Origin of the sequence: Streptomyces mutabilis (assembly GCF_014649815.1) — a bacterium.
Taxonomy (GTDB): Bacteria; Actinomycetota; Actinomycetes; order Streptomycetales; family Streptomycetaceae; genus Streptomyces; species Streptomyces mutabilis.
Window position 1 is genome coordinate 1 of record NZ_BMTT01000001.1, and the last position, 17064, is coordinate 17064.

At 73.2% G+C, this 17064-nt stretch carries 13 protein-coding genes; 9 read left to right on the forward strand and 4 right to left on the reverse strand.

Annotated features, from left to right (window positions below; all coding sequences use genetic code 11):
- Window positions 1–155: 155 nt before the first annotated feature.
- Entirely contained in the window at window positions 156–1232 is a 1077-nt protein-coding gene (locus IE142_RS00005; RefSeq protein WP_191883785.1) for a S1C family serine protease, read from the forward strand.
- Between the two features lie 32 nt (window positions 1233–1264).
- Here IE142_RS00005 and IE142_RS00010 read toward each other — a convergent pair whose 3' ends face one another.
- Window positions 1265–1495: a hypothetical protein gene (locus IE142_RS00010; protein WP_043373763.1), complete on the reverse strand. Its 231-nt coding sequence runs from the start codon at window positions 1493–1495 to the stop codon at window positions 1265–1267.
- Window positions 1496–1677: 182 nt separating this feature from the next.
- Here IE142_RS00010 and IE142_RS00015 point away from each other — a divergent pair, with 182 nt between their 5' ends.
- A complete protein-coding gene (locus IE142_RS00015; RefSeq protein WP_191883786.1) occupies window positions 1678–2877 on the forward strand; it encodes a bifunctional adenosylcobinamide kinase/adenosylcobinamide-phosphate guanylyltransferase in 1200 nt (399 codons plus the stop codon).
- Here the strand turns inward: IE142_RS00015 and IE142_RS00020 are convergent.
- A complete protein-coding gene (locus IE142_RS00020; RefSeq protein ID WP_191883787.1) occupies window positions 2866–3603 on the reverse strand; it encodes a class I SAM-dependent methyltransferase in 738 nt (245 codons plus the stop codon). The genes IE142_RS00015 and IE142_RS00020 overlap by 12 nt on opposite strands.
- A gap of 151 nt (window positions 3604–3754) precedes the next feature.
- Here IE142_RS00020 and cobT point away from each other — a divergent pair, with 151 nt between their 5' ends.
- A complete protein-coding gene (gene cobT / locus IE142_RS00025; protein ID WP_191883788.1) occupies window positions 3755–4813 on the forward strand; it encodes a nicotinate-nucleotide--dimethylbenzimidazole phosphoribosyltransferase in 1059 nt (352 codons plus the stop codon).
- Between the two features lie 519 nt (window positions 4814–5332).
- Here cobT and IE142_RS00030 read toward each other — a convergent pair.
- Complete coding sequence (locus IE142_RS00030) at window positions 5333–6070, reverse strand: hypothetical protein (RefSeq protein WP_191883789.1); 738 nt, start codon at window positions 6068–6070, stop codon at window positions 5333–5335.
- Window positions 6071–6130: 60 nt separating this feature from the next.
- On the opposite strand from IE142_RS00030, the gene IE142_RS00035 reads away from it, so the two are divergent.
- Window positions 6131–6913 (forward strand): adenosylcobinamide-GDP ribazoletransferase, encoded by a 783-nt coding sequence (locus tag IE142_RS00035; protein WP_191883790.1) that lies wholly within the window; start codon window positions 6131–6133, stop codon window positions 6911–6913.
- Between the two features lie 19 nt (window positions 6914–6932).
- Here the strand turns inward: IE142_RS00035 and IE142_RS00040 are convergent, their stop codons facing one another.
- Complete coding sequence (locus tag IE142_RS00040) at window positions 6933–7718, reverse strand: endo alpha-1,4 polygalactosaminidase (RefSeq protein ID WP_191883791.1); 786 nt, start codon at window positions 7716–7718, stop codon at window positions 6933–6935.
- A 241-nt stretch (window positions 7719–7959) separates the two neighbouring features.
- On the opposite strand from IE142_RS00040, the gene IE142_RS00045 reads away from it, so the two are divergent.
- From IE142_RS00045 to aceE, 5 genes are all read left to right on the forward strand, one after another.
- Window positions 7960–9486, forward strand: a complete 1527-nt coding sequence (locus IE142_RS00045) for a leucyl aminopeptidase (RefSeq protein ID WP_191883792.1) — start codon at window positions 7960–7962, stop codon at window positions 9484–9486.
- A 375-nt stretch (window positions 9487–9861) separates the two neighbouring features.
- Window positions 9862–11250, forward strand: a complete 1389-nt coding sequence (gene lpdA / locus IE142_RS00050) for a dihydrolipoyl dehydrogenase (RefSeq protein WP_043373746.1) — start codon at window positions 9862–9864, stop codon at window positions 11248–11250.
- Window positions 11251–11314: 64 nt separating this feature from the next.
- Window positions 11315–13093 carry a 2-oxoglutarate dehydrogenase, E2 component, dihydrolipoamide succinyltransferase gene (gene sucB / locus IE142_RS00055; protein WP_191883793.1) on the forward strand — a complete coding sequence of 593 codons (1779 nt, stop codon included), beginning with the start codon at window positions 11315–11317 and terminating at the stop codon, window positions 13091–13093.
- 233 nt (window positions 13094–13326) lie between these two features.
- The gene (locus IE142_RS00060) at window positions 13327–13950 is read left to right on the forward strand and encodes a GntR family transcriptional regulator (RefSeq protein ID WP_191883794.1); all 624 of its coding nucleotides are present in this window, start codon (window positions 13327–13329) and stop codon (window positions 13948–13950) included.
- A gap of 383 nt (window positions 13951–14333) precedes the next feature.
- On the forward strand, window positions 14334–17036 hold the full coding sequence (aceE, locus tag IE142_RS00065; protein ID WP_191883795.1) for a pyruvate dehydrogenase (acetyl-transferring), homodimeric type: 2703 nt from the start codon (window positions 14334–14336) through the stop codon (window positions 17034–17036).
- Window positions 17037–17064: the final 28 nt, after the last annotated feature.

The following is a 17064-nucleotide window of genomic DNA, read 5'->3' on the forward strand; positions in this document are numbered from 1 at the left end:
CGGCGAAACCGCACCTTACGACTCCCTGGACAACCCCACCCGAGCCATAACTTCACGGCCTTGGGGCTAGCACCCGCCCCCCCCCGGAGGCTCGGTGGCGCCCGTTCGGGTGCCCACCGCAAGCCGGGGGGTCCGGGCACGGTGAGACTCGGGGCATGGACGCTTCCCGTACCCGTCTGCCGGGGCTGCTCGGAGCCGTCGCCGGGCCGGTCTGCGCGCTGCTGCTGCTCACCGGCTGCTCCGGTCCCGCTCCCGCCTCCCCGGACGGACCGGTGGCCGAGACGGCCCGGGCAGCCGCACCGGCCGCGGCCAACGACCTCCAGGCCGACTACCAGCGGGTTATCGAGGACGTCCTCCCGTCGGTCGTGCAGATCCAGGCGGGCGACTCTTTGGGCTCCGGGGTCGTGTACGACGACAAGGGGCACGTCGTCACCAACGCGCACGTCGTCGGGGACGGCAGGACCTTCCGGGTGACGACCGCCCGCACCGAGGAGTCCCTCGCCGCCGAACTCGTCTCCTCCTACCCCGAGCAGGACCTCGCCGTCATCAAGCTGGACCGGCTGCCCGAGGGCATGAAGGCGGCCCGCTTCGGTGACTCCGCGAAGGTGGAGGTCGGACAGATCGTGCTGGCGATGGGCTCGCCGCTCGGGCTGTCCTCCAGCGTGACGCAGGGCATCGTGTCGGCGGTCGGACGGACCGTCACCGAGGGCCGCCAGGGCGGCGGCACGGGGGCGACGATCGGCAACATGGTGCAGACGTCGGCGGCCATCAACCCCGGCAACAGCGGCGGCGCCCTGGTGAACCTCGACGGTCAGGTGATCGGCATCCCCACGCTGGCCGCGACCGACCCCGGCCTCGGCGACAGCGCGGCGCCCGGGATCGGGTTCGCCATCCCGGCGTCGATGGTGAGGACGGTGGCCGACCAGATCGTCAGGGACGGACGGGTGACCGACTCGGGCCGGGCGGCGCTCGGCATCACCGTCCGCACGGTCGTCGACGACGGTTACCGGCCCGCGGGCGCGGCCGTCGTCGAGGTGAGCGACGGCGGGGCCGCCGACGACGCGGGGCTGCGGCCCGGCGACGTCATCGTCCGGCTGGGCGACACCGACGTCACCACGATCACCTCACTGGCCGAGGCGCTGGCGTCGATGGAGCCGGGCGACCGGACGAAGGTGACGTACACCCGCGACGGCGACGAGCGCACCGCCGAGGTGACCCTGGGCGAGCAGTGAGGGGGCGGGGCGGTCGGACCCCGCCCCGCCACTCAGCCCTCCGCCGACTCCTGGGCCTCTTCGGCGTGCAGGCTCATCGGACCGTAGATCTCCGTGGAGTCCTCGAACAGCCGCACCTGGTCGGTGCCGCCCTCCTGGAGGTCCTTCCAGTGCTCCCCGATCCAGGACTCGGCGTCCCCTTGCGTGGTGAACTCCTCGGGCTGCACCGCCGGCTGGACCTCCGTCCCGTCGGCCGTCTCGAACCGCCACGTCCATGCCGCCATGTACGCCTCCAAGATGTGAGCACATGCAGAACGGAAGCCGGATCTTGGTCCGGCCTCCGCCCGCAGCCTATGCGCTGAGCCGGTCGCGTCGTAGCAGACCCGGAGGACAGCCGCCCGGGCCCGCCGCGCCCCTGGGGGGCCTCGGGCGCGCACACCACCGGCTCACCGGGGAAAATCGGTGCGTGGACGTGACTCTGCTCGGCACCGGTGCCCCCGCGGGACTCCCCCGCCCCGACTGTCCCTGCGCGGCCTGTGCCGCCGCGCAGGGCGAGAACGCGCGCGCGGCGACCGCGCTGCTGGTGGACGGGGCGCTGCTGCTGGACCTCACCCCCGGCGCCGCGTTCGCCGCCGCCCGTGCCGGCCGCTCCCTGACCGGCGTACGGCAGGCGCTGCTGTCCCACCCGCACGACGGGCCGGCGGTGGAGGTGCCGGCCGGGCTGCCGCAGCCGGGGCGGGTGCCGGACGGGCGGGAGCTGGCGCTGCTGACCGGGCACCGGGTGCGTGCGGTCGCGATGGACGCGCCGGGCACCGGGTACGCGGTGACCGGCCCGGACGGGCAGCGGCTCCTCTACCTGCCGCCGGGGTGCGCGCCGGCCGGTCTGGAGGAGCCGGCCGAGCCGTACGACATGGTCCTCGCGGACGTCGTGGGCCGCCCGGACGCCCTGGCCAGGCTGCGCGCGGTGGGCGCGGCGGGCGCCACCACGGACGTCGTCGCCGTCCACCTGGGCCACGACGTGCCGCCGGGCCGGGAACTCGCCCGGCGCCTCGCGGCGGCCGGGGCACGAGCGGTCCCGGACGGGACGACGCTGGTGGTGGGCGCCTACGAGGACGTGCCCGACGTACCGCGCCGCACCCTGGTGCTGGGCGGCGCCCGCTCGGGCAAGTCGGTGGAGGCCGAGCGCCGGCTGGAGTCCTTCCCGGAGGTGGTGTACGTCGCGACCGGCGGCACCCGGGGCGGGGACACCGAGTGGGCGGCCCGGGTCGGCGCGCACCGGGAGCGGCGGCCGGGCTCCTGGCGCACCGTGGAGACCTGCGACCTGGTTCCGCTGCTCAAGGACGACGGGCCACCGCTGCTGGTCGACTGCCTGTCCCTGTGGCTGACGGACGCGATGGACGCCGTAGGGGCGTGGGACGACGCGGAGTGGGCCGACGGCGGCGAACGGGCGCTGCGCGACCGGGTGCGGGACCTGACGGAGGCGGCGCGCGCCACCCGGCGCACCGTCGTCGCCGTGTCGAACGAGGTGGGCTCGGGCATCGTCCCGGCCACGGCGTCCGGCCGCCGCTACCGGGACGAGCTCGGCCGCCTGAACGCGGCGTTCGCCGACGAGTGCGAGCAGGTGCTGCTGGTGGTGGCGGGCCAGGCCCTGGTGCTACGCGGCTGAGGCGTCCTTGCGCGCGATGACGCGTCCGCTCCGTGCGCCGGTCAGCACCGTGCAGCCCAGCTCCGCCAGTTCGGCGTGGAGGCCCGCCGGGAGGGCGAGCGGGCGGCGCGGGTCCGTGACATCGACGAGCAGGTGACCGCCGGGGCGCAGGACGTGGAGGGCGGCGCGGAGTTCGGTACGCGGGTCCGGAACGCGTTCCAGTTGCCGCAGGAGGCTCACCACGTCGTAGCGGCCCCGCAGCCGGGCCTGGATGTGCGGGTCCGTCAGCCGGCCGACGAACGCCTCCTCGACCCGCTCGACGGCGCGGGCGCGCAGCACCCGGTGCGTGGGGTCCAGGCCGTCGAACGAGGTGTACGGGAAGTACGCGCGGGCGGCGTGGGGGAAGTCGGCGTCGCCGGTCCCCACGTCCAGCCAGCTCTCGGGCTCGGGGCAGCGGCGGAACACAGCACGGGCGGCCGACCCCTGCCGGAGGCGGGCGCCGCCCCGGACGACCGGGTGTTCCGGTCCCGGCGTGAGCGGCGGGTTACGGAAGCCGTACCGGCAGTCCAGGCAGCGTTCGAGGACGGAGCGACCGGGTGCGGCCCGTCGCGGTCCCTCGCCGAGCAGGCGGGAACGCAGCCGCCGGGAGCCGCACCAGGGGCAGTCCGCGCGGTGCGGCCCGTACGCGGGGACGGGGGGAACCGGGGGCCCCGGGGGCGACGCCGAGGGGACGGGGGGTGCGGACATGGGCGGCTCCCGACGCACGAGGAGGAGAACGAACGACAAACCAGGCAAAACGTTACGTAGGTGATCGCTGTCCGGCGGGGAGCGACGCCACCCGGGCGCGGTGCCGACGGGCCCGCCGTCGCGTTCGACCAGGGCCGGTACTGTTCGGCGAATGAGCTCGCTGAATCTCGACGACTTCACCGATCTGATCGAGCGCCCGGACGGCGGGGTGCGCCGCGATGCCGAGGCGCGGCGGGAGCGTCAGGTCGTGCCGCCAGGATCGCTGGGCCGCCTGGACGACCTGGGCGAGTGGCTGGCCGCGGCGCAGTCCGCCGTGCCTGTGCGGCCGGTCGAACGCCCCCGGGTGGTGCTCTTCGCCGGTGACCACAAGGTCGCCGAACTGGGCGTGTCGGCACGGCCCGCAGGCGGTGCGGGCGAGTTGGTGCGCGAGGTGCTGGAGGGCGGCCGGCCCGTGTCGGTCCTCGCCCGGCGTCTCGGCGTACCGGTGCGGGTGGTCGACATGGCCCTGGACTGCGACCCGCAGACGCTGCCCGCCGAGGTCGCGGGGCACCGGGTGCGGCGCGGCGGCGGCCGCATCGACGTCGAGGACGCGCTGACCCCGGAGGAGGCGGAGGCCGCCTTCCGGGCGGGCATGGCGGTGGCCGACGAAGAGGCCGACTCCGGTACGGATCTGGTGGTCCTGGGCGACGTGAGCGTGGGCGGCACCACCGCGGCCGGCGTGCTGGTCGCAGCGCTGTGCGGCACCGACGCGTCGGTCGTCACGGGGCGGGGTGGTCTGGCGATCGACGACCTGGCCTGGATGCGCAAGTGCGCGGCGATCCGCGACGCGCTGCGCCGTGCCCGGCCGGTGCTCGGGGACCAGTTGCAGCTCCTCGCGACGGTGGGCGGAGCCGACCTCGCCGCGATGACGGGCTTCCTGCTGCAGAGCGCGGTGCGGAAGGTGCCGGTGATCCTGGACGGCGTCGTGACGGCCGCCTGCGCGCTGGTCGGGCAGCGGATCGCCTTCCGGGCGCCGGACTGGTGGCTGGCCGCGCACGACAGCGGGGAGCCGGGCCAGGCCAAGGCGCTGGACCGGATGGCTCTGGAGCCGCTGCTGTCCCAGGGCGTGACGGTGGGCGAGGGGGCGGGGGGCGTGCTGGCGCTCCCGCTGGTGCAGGCCGCGGCGGCGTTGGCGGCGGAGTTGCCGGAGGTCTCCGGCGGGGAAGGGTGACGGGGTTCGGCGGGAGCCCCGCGTGGGGGTGGCCGGGGTTGTCGCGGTCCGGCGTTGCGGGGAGCCTGGCGTAGCGGTGGACTCCGCAGCCAGGCGTTCACGTGTCACCCGGCGTGGGGTGGGCGCGGGGTGGGTGGTCGCGGCCCGGTGGAGCGGGGTGCCGCTGCGCCCGCCCGTGGGGGCAGCTCCCAGGCCGTTCAGGCACTGGGGGAGGCACGACTGCCCGCAGCTGCGGCGGGACTGCGTACCCGCGCGGACGGACGGCCGCGTACGGCGGGAAGGGGGCGTGTCGGGGGGCGTCCGCCCGCAGCGGTTGGCGCGTCCGCGCCGTTCACGCCCTTAACGGACCGATTCCGCGCCGTTCCGAGGACGGACACCCCCGGCGTGGCCCCGGCCCACCACCGAACCGACCGCGCTACCCGCACCCCCACCCAACCCGCCCGCAGCGGCGCCGCAGGCACCCGCACCCCGTCCAACCCGCACAGGCCGCCGCAAGCACCCCGCACCACCACCGGAGGTCTACGCGTCCGGGCGTCCCCCGATCCAGTCCTGGACGGCCCGGCGCGGGCCGGACCAGCGGCGGTCGTGGCGGTAGGCCCGTAGGTGGGATTTGGCGCGGGCGTGCGGCCTGCGGGCGTAGAAGCGGCGGGCCCAGAACGAGCCGGGCCGCGCCAGGCGGACCGCGCCGACCAGGGCGACGAGCGGCACGATCACGCCGAAGACCGCGAGCCGTGCCTTGCCCTTGGCCAGGGCGAGGAGGGAGAAGAAGAAGTTCCCCGCGACGGTCGCGATGACGTTCGCCCGGTCCTGCAACTCGTCCTGCGACATGCCGTCGACGCCGAACGGCGTGAACCCGGCGAGGACCAGCCCCACCAGCGCCGCCGTGACGACCACGACCTCCACGCTCTGGCGCCCCGCCTCGCTCCAGTACACGTCGTCGAGGTGCAGGATCAGCGCGAACTCGTCCAGCACGAGGCCCGCCCCGATCCCGAAGACCACCGCGGCGAGCGCGGAGCCGAACCCGTGCCGGCCCCCGGCGACGGCGGCGAACCCGCCGACGACGGTGAGGACGACCCCCGGAACAACGTGGTGCACGTGCACCCCGCCCGCCTTGACGTTGCCGAAGGGCCCCTTGCCCGCCCGGATGAGCCGGGTGATCACCCGCGTGACCACGAAGGTCAGCACGAACGCCCCCAGAGCGAGGAGCAGCGGCAGCTTCCCCGGTTCCATGATGTTGCGCTGCCACCAATCTCCCATATGCGCACTTTATCCCCGGGCCGCTCCGACGCCCCGATGACCGCCGGGTAGTCTGCGCCGGTGCTCAGGACCCCCTCCCCCGACGGCCTCCGCTTCGCCTTCGGCACCCTCACCGTGTTCCCGGTCAAGGTGACCCGCTGGGACCGCGAGGCAGCCCGCGGCGGCATGCTGTGCGCGCCGCTGGCCGGTCTCGCCGTCGGCGTCCCGGCCGCGGCGGCCGGACTCCTGCTGCTGCTCCTGGGCGCGGGCGGCCTGCTCGCCGCCGTCGCCACCGCCGCCGTACCGGCCGTGCTGACCCGCGGTCTGCACCTGGACGGGTTGGCCGACACCGCGGACGGGCTGGGCAGCGGCAAGCCCGCCGACGACGCGCTGCGGATCATGAAGCAGTCGGACATCGGGCCGTTCGGCGTGCTCGCCCTCGTGCTCGTGCTGTTCGCCCAGGTGGCCGCGCTGGCGCAGGCGTACGACGACTCCTGGGCGCGGGGCGCGCTCGCCGCCGTGGTCTCGGCGACCGCCGCCCGGCTGGCGCTGACCCTCGCCGCCCGCGGCGGGGTGCCCGCCGCCCGCCCGGAGGGACTGGGCGCGGCGGTCGCCGGGGTGGTGCCGGCGGGTGGCGCGACGGCCGTCACCGCCGTCGTCATGGCGGCCGCAGCGGGGGCGGGCGCGTTCCTCGGACCGCACGACGCGGTCCGTGCGGCGCTCGCCGTGCTGTGCGCCGTCGCCGCCGCCGAACTCCTCCTGCGCCACTGCGTGCGGCGCTTCGGCGGGGTCACCGGCGACGTCTTCGGCGGGGTCGCGGAGACGGCGGCCACCACCGCCCTCGTCGTTCTCGTCCTCGGCTGACACGAGACCCGCCCCGGCCTCAGCAGCCCTGTCGCCACACCCCCAGCTCGTACTTCTTCAGCATCGAACTCAGCCCCAGCTCACGGGACTCGGCACAGAACCGCTCGGTCGGCAGCTCGTACTCGACGTGGAAGACCGCCTTGTCGGCGTCGACGAACGGCTTGTTGTCGGCGCACTCGCCGTACTGGGCGCACTGCTCGTTGACCGCGAAGTCGAAGTCGTCGACCAGTTCCGGGATCTGGTCCAGGTCGTTCTTCAGGCCGACGGCCATGCCCCGGTCGTGGGCGAGCCTCGCGATCAGCCGGTTGTAGCGGAGCTGGTCGTCGGCGGTCAGCGGGAAGCCGGTGTCGTTCCTGTAGCCGTCCATGTTGTCCGGCTCCACCGCGTCGAAGCCCTTGTCGCGGCACATGTCGATCCGCTCGGCCATCAACGGCTCGAGGACGTCCGTCGCGCGGATGTCCAGCCAGCGCTCCCCCTCCCAGCCGTTGCCCTCGCCCAGTACCGACTTCGGGAACTCGGCCGCGTCGGGGCGGAAGTCCTCCCACGCGCCGGTGGAGACGTAGCAGATGACCTTGCGGCCGTCGCGGTGCAGCCCGGCCACCGTCGCCTCGGTGTGGTCGAAGCCGTCGACGTCGTAGACCGGCACGTCGACTGAGGTGTCCAGCTTGCCGCTGAGCTGCCACTGCCAGGCGGTGCCCGGGCGCGGCCGCCAGTGGCCGGCGCCGTCCGGCTCGTCGCCGGGGGACGCCGTGGAGCAGCCCGCGAGCAGCAGGAGAAGGGCTGTCAGCAGGACCGGGCGTCTCACGGGGCGTGCTCCAGGGGGGCGGGGACGGCGTACCGCGATGATCTCGTACGCCGTCGGCGGCGCGGAAAGCGCGGGGCGCGGGAGGGAGCGGACGGGGCCGCGAGCGTAGGCTCGTGCCCGGTGTTTGCCTGCCCAGGCAAGGACCGCATCGCAGGAGGGATCTAGGGTCGGTTGTCGGGCCCGGTCGACCCACCCGCATTCGGCCGCACAGGACTTCATACGGAAGCGAGATTTCACCACCGTGACTGCTCTCACTCTCTCCACCGCCGCGGCGCCCGGCCTGCGGGCCGACGCGATCGTGATCGGTGTCGCCAAGGGCGCCGAGGGACCGGTCGTCGCACCGGGCGCCGAGGCCGTGGACAAGGCGTACGACGGCCGGCTCGCCGGCGTCCTGGAGACCCTCGGTGCCTCCGGCGCCGAGGGCGAGGTGACGAAGCTGCCCGCGCCGTCCGGCTTCAAGGCACCCGTCGTGGTGGCGGTGGGTCTGGGCGCCGAGCCCGAAAAGGACGCCGGTTTCGACGCCGAGGCGCTGCGCCGGGCCGCCGGCGTGGCCGCCCGCGCGCTCACCGGCTCCAAGAAGGCCGCCTTCGCCCTGCCGCTCGCCGAGGCCGCCGACGCCGGCGCCGTCGGCGAGGGCGTGCTGCTCGGCGCGTACTCGTTCGACGCCTACAAGTCGACCGGCAAGGACGCCAAGGCGAAGAACGGCAAGGCCCCGCTGGCCGAGGCCGCGCTGCTGGGCGGCAAGCCCCGGGACAAGGCGTACAAGGCGGCGATCGAGCGTGCCGCGGCCGTCTCCGAGGAGCTGAACCGGGCCCGCGACCTGATCAACACCCCGCCGAACGACCTCAACCCCGAGGCGTTCGCCGCGGTGGCGCAGGCCGCCGCCAAGGAGCACGGCATCAAGGTGCAGGTGCTCGACGAGAAGGCGCTCACCAAGGGCGGCTACGGCGGCATCCTGGGCGTCGGCGCCGGTTCGGCGGCAGGTCCGCGGCTGGTGAAGCTGTCGTACACCTCGTCCAAGGCGACGAAGTCGCTCGCCTTCGTCGGCAAGGGCATCACCTACGACTCGGGCGGCATCTCGCTGAAGCCGGCCGGGCACAACGAGACGATGAAGTGCGACATGGCCGGTGCCGCCGCCGTGTTCGCCGCCGTCGTCGCCGCCGCGCGCCTGGGCCTGGAAGTCAACGTGACCGGCTGGCTGGCGCTGGCCGAGAACATGCCGTCGGGCTCCGCCACCCGCCCGGGTGACGTGCTGCGCATGTACAGCGGCAAGACGGTGGAGGTGCTCAACACCGACGCCGAGGGCCGGCTCGTGCTCGCCGACGCGCTGTGGGCGGCCTCGCAGGAGAAGCCGGACGCGATCATCGACGTGGCGACCCTGACCGGCGCGATGATGCTGGCGCTCGGCAACCGGACGTACGGGATCATGGCGAACGACGACGCGTTCCGTGCCGCGGTGCACGAGGCGTCGGAGGAGGTCGGCGAGCCGGCGTGGCCGATGCCGCTGCCGGAGCACCTGCGCAAGGGCATGGACTCGGCGACCGCCGACATCGCCAACATGGGCGAGCGGATGGGCGGCGGCCTGGTGGCCGGCCTGTTCCTGCGCGAGTTCGTCGGCGAGGGCATCGCCTGGGCGCACCTGGACATCGCGGGTCCGGCGTTCAACGAGGGCGGGCCGTTCGGGTACACGCCGAAGGGCGGTACGGGGACGGCCGTGCGGACGCTGGTGCGGATCGCCGAGCTGGCGTCTTCGGGTGACCTGGGCTAGGGGCGCCTGAGGGGTCCGGGGTGCGGGTGACCGTGGCGAACCACAGGTCCGTTGTGGCCGGTCGCGCAGTTCCCCGCGCCCCTGTCGGCGTTGTCCCGCGTCGGCGGCCGACTGGACCGGCCGGTGGCGCCCACGCGGCGGAGCCGCAGGTCGAAACAGCCGCGCGCCCCTGAGGGCGTCTCCGCCCCCTTCGCTACAAGTGAACGTGGGGCGTCTCACACACCGGCCCCACGTCCCGTCGGTCCCCTACAAGTGCGAAGATGGGGCTCGGCAGGACAGGGCCCCACCTAAGGGCCGAGAGCAAAGAGCGGCCGGACACCAGCCGCCGACCGGTCACTGGAGACCGGCGTGGCGCACATGCATGGAGGACGTGACGTGGCGAACGACGCCAGCACCGTTTTCGACCTAGTGATCCTCGGCGGTGGCAGCGGTGGTTACGCCGCGGCGCTGCGCGGGGCGCAGCTGGGCCTGGACGTCGCCCTGATCGAGAAGGGCAAGGTCGGCGGTACCTGCCTGCACAACGGATGCATCCCCACCAAGGCCTTGCTGCACGCGGGTGAGATCGCCGACCAGGCCCGCGAGAGCGAGCAGTTCGGTGTGAAGGCCACCTTCGAGGGCATCGACATGGCGGCCGTCCACAAGTACAAGGACGACGTCATCGCGGGCCTGTACAAGGGCCTGCAGGGTCTGATCGCCTCGCGCAAGGTGACGTACATCGAGGGCGAGGGCAAGCTGTCCTCCCCGACCTCGGTGGACGTCAACGGTCAGCGGATCCAGGGCCGCCACGTCGTGCTGGCGACCGGCTCCGTGCCGAAGTCGCTGCCGGGCCTGGAGATCGACGGCGACCGGATCATCTCCTCCGACCACGCCCTGAAGCTCGACCGCGTGCCGAAGTCCGCGATCGTACTGGGCGGCGGCGTCATCGGCGTCGAGTTCGCCTCCGCGTGGAAGTCCTTCGGCACCGACGTCACGATCATCGAGGGCCTCAAGCACCTCGTGCCGGTCGAGGACGAGAACAGCTCCAAGCTGCTGGAGCGCGCCTTCCGCAAGCGGGGCATCAAGTTCAACCTGGGCACCTTCTTCGAGAAGGCGGAGTACACCCAGGACGGCGTCAAGGTCACCCTCGCCGACGGCAAGGAGTTCGAGGCCGAGGTTCTGCTCGTCGCCATCGGCCGCGGCCCGGTCTCGCAGGGCCTGGGCTACGAGGAGGCCGGGGTCGCCATGGACCGCGGCTACGTCCTCGTCGACGAGTACATGCGGACCAACGTCCCCACCATCTCCGCCGTCGGTGACCTCGTCCCGACCCTCCAGCTCGCGCACGTCGGCTACGCCGAGGGCATGCTGGTGGCGGAGCGGCTCGCCGGCCTGAAGACCGTCCCGGTCGACTACGACGGCGTGCCGCGGGTGACGTACTGCCACCCGGAGGTCGCCTCCGTGGGCATCACCGAGGCCAAGGCCAAGGAGATCTACGGTGCGGACAAGGTCGTCGCCCTGAAGTACAACCTGGCGGGCAACGGCAAGAGCAAGATCCTGAAGACCACGGGCGAGATCAAGCTCGTCCAGGTCAAGGACGGTGCCGTGGTCGGCGTCCACATGGTCGGCGACCGCATGGGCGAGCAGGTCGGCGAGGCACAGCTGATCTACAACTGGGAGGCGCTGCCGGCCGAGGTCGCTCAGCTGGTCCACGCCCACCCGACGCAGAACGAGGCGATGGGCGAGGCCCACCTCGCGCTGGCCGGCAAGCCGCTGCACTCCCACGACTGACCTCCCTCGGTCACTGGGCGCGACGACACAGACTTCCGCAATTTCGTAAGGAGCAACCGAAACCATGGCGGTTTCCGTAACCCTTCCGGCGCTCGGCGAGAGCGTCACCGAGGGCACCGTCACCCGTTGGCTGAAGGCCGAGGGTGAGCGTGTCGAGGCCGACGAGCCGCTGCTCGAGGTCTCGACCGACAAGGTCGACACCGAGATCCCGGCGCCCGCCTCCGGCGTGCTGTCCTCCATCAAGGTCGCCGAGGACGAGACCGTCGAGGTCGGCGCCGAGCTGGCGCTGATCGACGACGGCTCCGGCGCCCCGGCCGCCGAGGCCGCCCCGCAGGCGCAGCAGGTCGCCGAGCCGGCTCCCGAGCCCGCCCCGGCCGCCCCGTCCACCGAGCAGGCCGCCCCGGCGCCCGCTCCCACCGCCGAGGCGTCCGCCGGCGGCGGTTCCGCCGAGGGCACGGACGTGGTCCTGCCCGCGCTCGGCGAGTCCGTCACCGAGGGCACCGTCACCCGCTGGCTGAAGTCGGTCGGTGACAGCGTCGAGGCTGACGAGCCGCTGCTCGAGGTGTCCACCGACAAGGTCGACACCGAGATCCCGGCGCCCGCCTCCGGCACCCTGCTGGAGATCGTGGTCGGCGAGGACGAGACCGCCGAGGTCGGCGCCAAGCTCGCCGTCATCGGCGAGGCGGGTGCCGCTCCGGCCGCCGCCCCCGCGCAGGAGGCTCCGGCCGCCCCGGCCCAGCCCGAGCCCGCCCCGGCTCCGGCCGCCCCGGCCCAGCCCGAGCCCACCCCGGCTCCGGCCGCCCCCGCCGCTCCGGCGCCGCAGGCCCCCGCGCCCCCGGCTCCGCAGCAGCAGACCGCCCCGGCGCCCGAGCCGACCCCGGCCGCCCCGGCCGCCGCCCAGCCGGTGGACGACGGCGCCTACGTCACCCCGCTGGTGCGCAAGCTCGCCGCCGAGAACGGCGTCGTCCTGTCCACCGTCCAGGGCACCGGCGTCGGCGGCCGCATCCGCAAGCAGGACGTCATCGCCGCCGCCGAGGCCGCGAAGGCCGCCGCTCCGGCACCCGCCGCCGCTGCCGCCCCGGCCGCCGCCGCGAAGAAGGCCCCCACCCTGGAGGCCTCCCCGCTGCGTGGCCAGACCGTGAAGATGCCGCGCATCCGCAAGGTCATCGGCGACAACATGGTCAAGGCGCTGCACGAGCAGGCCCAGCTGTCGTCGGTCGTCGAGGTCGACGTCACCCGTCTGATGAAGCTGCGCGCCCGCGCCAAGGACGCGTTCGCGGCGCGTGAGGGCGTCAAGCTCTCGCCGATGCCGTTCTTCGTCAAGGCCGCGGCCCAGGCGCTGAAGGCGCACGCGCCGATCAACGCCAAGATCAACGAGGCCGAGGGGACCATCACCTACTTCGACACCGAGAACATCGGTATCGCGGTGGACTCCGAGAAGGGCCTGATGACCCCGGTCATCAAGAACGCCGGTGACCTCAACCTGGCCGGCATCGCCAAGGCGACCGCCGACCTGGCGGGCAAGGTGCGGGCCGGCAAGATCAGCCCGGACGAGCTGGCGGGCGCGACCTTCACCATCAGCAACACCGGTTCGCGCGGCGCGCTCTTCGACACGATCATCGTGCCGCCGGGCCAGGTCGCCATCCTCGGCATCGGTGCCACGGTCAAGCGTCCGGCCGTCATCGAGACGGAGGACGGCCCGGTCATCGGCGTCCGCGACATGACGTACCTGACCCTGTCCTACGACCACCGCCTGGTGGACGGCGCCGACGCCGCCCGCTACCTGACGGCGGTCAAGGCGATCCTGGAGGCGGGCGAGTTCGAGGTCGAGCTCGGCCTGTAATTCCCCTGCCAGAGGACCTGTACGGTGCCCCCGCCCAAGAGCTTCCCGGGCGGGGGCACCGTCGTGTTCCGGGCCGGGCCGCCGCCCCGCTCCGTCCGGGGCACGCTGTGTAAGTCTCGTCTCACCTGCGTGGAAGCGCCCCCGTGCGCCCTTCCCGCCCGCCGCGACGGCCGTATTGTTTCTCAACGTCAACGCCCCAGGGGGCCGAAGGGGCCCCTCCCGAAGGAGCTCCCATGACCGCGCCCGTCGTCCACTCGCTGCGGGAACAGATCCGCGAGCACATCCTGGAAGGGATCATCAGCGGACGCTGGCAGCCGGGCGAACGGATCGTGGAACGGCGGATCGCCACCGAGCTGGAGGTCAGCCAGACGCCGGTGCGGGAGGCGCTGCGCGAGCTGGAGTCGCTGCGGCTGATCGAGTCGGCCCCGAACAAGGGCGTACGGGTGCGGAACCTGACCGCCGCCGACCTGGAGGAGAGCTACCCGGTACGGGCCGGTCTGGAGGCGATCGCCGCCGAGCTGGCGGCGGAGCGGCTGGCGGAGGACTGCTCGGCCCTCGAACCGCACGTCGCCGCGCTCTACGAGGCCGACCGCGCCTCCGACGGGACGGCCCAGGTCCGGCACACGGTGGGCTTCCACCGGGAGCTGGTGCGGGCGGCGGGCAACTCGGTGCTGCTGCACACCTGGGAGGGGCTGGGCATCGAGGTTTTCACGGCGCTGTCGATACGGTGGCTGGGGACGGTGCAGCAGTCGTACGCGGAGGAGCACGAGGAGCTGGTCGCCGCCTTCCGACACCGGGACCCGCGAATCCCGGAGATCGTGAAGGCCCACGTCCTGGGCTGCGCCCCCCGCGCGTAGTTCCTCGCCCGGGTTCCGCGCGGTTCCCCGCGCCCCTGATCAACGGCGCAGCCGTCCAGGGGCGCGGGGAACCGCGCGACCAGCCACGACGGACCCGCACCCGCCGAAGTACCGGGCCCCGGGCTCATCCGCGCTCACCCCGTCTCACCTGCACGAATCCCCGACGGTACCGTCACCCCGTGCCACCGCCGGAGGCACCCCGTGCCGACTTTCTCGGTATCGAGAGGTTTTGCCCCTCAACCCTTTGATCGATCATCGATCACGGAGTTACAGTCACCGTCGGGCTTCCACCGAAGCCCACCGCCCTGTCCTGCCAAAGACCAAGGGCACCCCCGATCCCCTTACCGATGAGGGAACCCCCTTCGACTGAGGAAGGCGGCGACATGACCGACCCCAAAGCCATCCAGCCGAGCGAGCTCGACCAGCTCCCGGACCGCGACCCGGAGGAGACCGCCGAATGGCAGGCCTCCCTGGACGCCGTCACCAAGGCGGCCGGGCCGCACCGTGCCGCGTACCTGATGCGCCGCACGCTGGAGCGCGCCGAGGGCGCCGGCCTCGCCCTGCCGAAGCTCCTCGAGACGGACTACGTCAACACCATCCCCACCTCCGCCGAGCCCACCGTGGACGGCGACGAGGAGATGGAGCAGCGGATCACCGCCTGGAACCGCTGGAACGCGGCGGCGATGGTCACCCGCGGCAGCAAGTACGGCGTCGGCGGCCACATCGCCACCTTCGCCTCCGCGGCCTGGCTGTACGAGACCGGCTTCAACCACTTCTTCAAGGGCAAGGAGGGTGACGGCTCCGGCGACCAGCTCTACGTCCAGGGCCACGCCTCCCCCGGCATCTACGCCCGCGCCTTCCTCGACGGCCGCCTGAACGAGGAGCAGCTCGACAACTTCCGCCGCGAGTCCGGCGGCAACGGCCTGCCGTCCTACCCGCACCCGCGCCGCCTGCCCTGGCTGTGGGAGTTCCCCACGGTGTCGATGGGCCTCGGCCCGATCTCCGCGATCTACCAGGCGCGCTTCAACCGCTACCTGACCAGCCGCGGCATCAAGGACCTGACGAACTCCCACGTGTGGGCGTTCCTCGGCGACGGCGAGATGGACGAGCCGGAGTCCACCACCGCGCTCACCCTCGCCTCCCGCGAGGGCCTGGACAACCTGACCTTCGTCATCAACTGCAACCTGCAGCGCCTCGACGGTCCGGTCCGCGCCAACTTCAAGATCGTCCAGGAGCTGGAGGCCCAGTTCCGCGGCGCCGGCTGGAACGTGATCAAGTCCCTGTGGGGCACGGCCTGGGACGAGCTGTTCCAGCTCGACACCACGGGCGCGCTCGTACGCCGCCTGCGCGAGGTGCCCGACGCGCAGGTGCAGACGTACCAGACGCGCGACGCCGCCTACATCCGCGAGGACTTCTTCGGCAAGGACCCGCAGCTCGCCGAGATGGGCAAGCTGCTGTCCGACGACAAGATCCTCGAGTGCTTCCACTACTCGCGCGGCGGTCACGAGTCCCGCAAGGTCTACGCCGCGTACAAGGCCGCGCTCGCCCACAAGGGCGCGCCGACCGTGATCCTGGCACAGACGGTCAAGGGCCACACCCTCGGCCGCGGCTTCGCGTCCAAGAACGCCAACCACCAGATGAAGAAGCTCTCGGTGGACGAGTTCAAGGACATGCGGGACCTGCTCGGTCTGCCGATCAAGGACAGCGACTTCGTCGACGGCGTGGTCCCCTACGGCCACCCGGGCGCCGACTCTGCCGAGGTCCGCTACCTCCAGGAGCGCCGCGCCGCCCTCGGCGGCCCGGCCCCGGCCCGCCGGGTGCACCCGCTGGCGCCGCTGCCCGCGCCCGCCGACAAGGCGTTCGCCTCCTTCGACAAGGGCTCCGGCTCGCAGAGCGTGGCCACCACCATGGCCTTCGTCCGCCTGGTCAAGGACCTGGTCCGCGACAAGGAGACCGGCAAGCGCTGGGTGCCGATCGTCCCCGACGAGGCGCGCACCTTCGGCATGGAGAGCCTCTTCCCGTCCCTGGGCATCTACTCGCCCAAGGGCCAGACGTACGAGCCGGTCGACCGCGACCAGCTGATGTACTACAAGGAGGCCAAGAACGGCCAGATCCTCAACGAGGGGATCACCGAGGCCGGTTCGATGGCCGACTTCATCGCCGCTTCGACGTCGTACGCGACGCACGGCGAGGCGATGATCCCGTTCTACATCTTCTACTCGATGTTCGGCTGGCAGCGCACGGCCGACCAGATGTGGCAGCTCGGCGACCAGCTCGGCCGCGGCTTCCTGGTCGGCGCCACGGCCGGCCGCACCACGCTGACCGGTGAGGGCCTCCAGCACGCGGACGGTCACTCCCCCGCCATCGCGGCGACCAACCCGGCGGCGCTGACGTACGACCCGGCGTTCGCTTACGAGGTCGCGGCGATCGTCAAGGACGGTCTGCGCCGGATGTACGGCGAGGCCGCCCCGGGCGAGGACCCGAACGTCTTCTACTACCTGACGGTCTACAACGAGCCGCTGCCGCAGCCGGCCAAGCCGTCCGTCGCCGGCGTGGACGAGGGCATCGTCAAGGGCCTGTACCGCTTCAACACGGCGGAGTCGGCGGGCCTGGCCCCGGCCGCGAACGCCCCGCGCATCCAGCTGCTGGGTTCCGGCACGGCGATCCACTGGGCGCTGAAGGCGCAGAAGCTGCTCACCGAGGAGTGGAGTGTGGCCGCCGACGTGTGGTCCGCGACCTCCTGGACCGAGCTGCGCCGGGACGCGATGGAGGCCGACGCGGCGCTGCTGCGCGGCGAGGAGCGGGTGCCGTACGTCCGCCGGGCGCTCCAGGGCGCCGAGGGCCCGGTACTGGCGGTCTCCGACTACATGCGCCAGGTCCCGGACCAGATCGCGCAGTGGGTGGAGCAGGACTGGTCCTCGCTGGGCGCCGACGGCTTCGGTCTGTCGGACACCCGTGAGGCCGCCCGACGCCACTTCGGCGTCGACGCCGAGTCCATCGTGGTCGCGGCCCTGGCCCAGCTCGCCAAGCGCGGCGAGGTCAAGGCGACGGCCGTGAAGGAAGCGCGCGAGCGCTACGGCCTGTAGGGATCGGGCATGACGCGTCAGGAGGCCC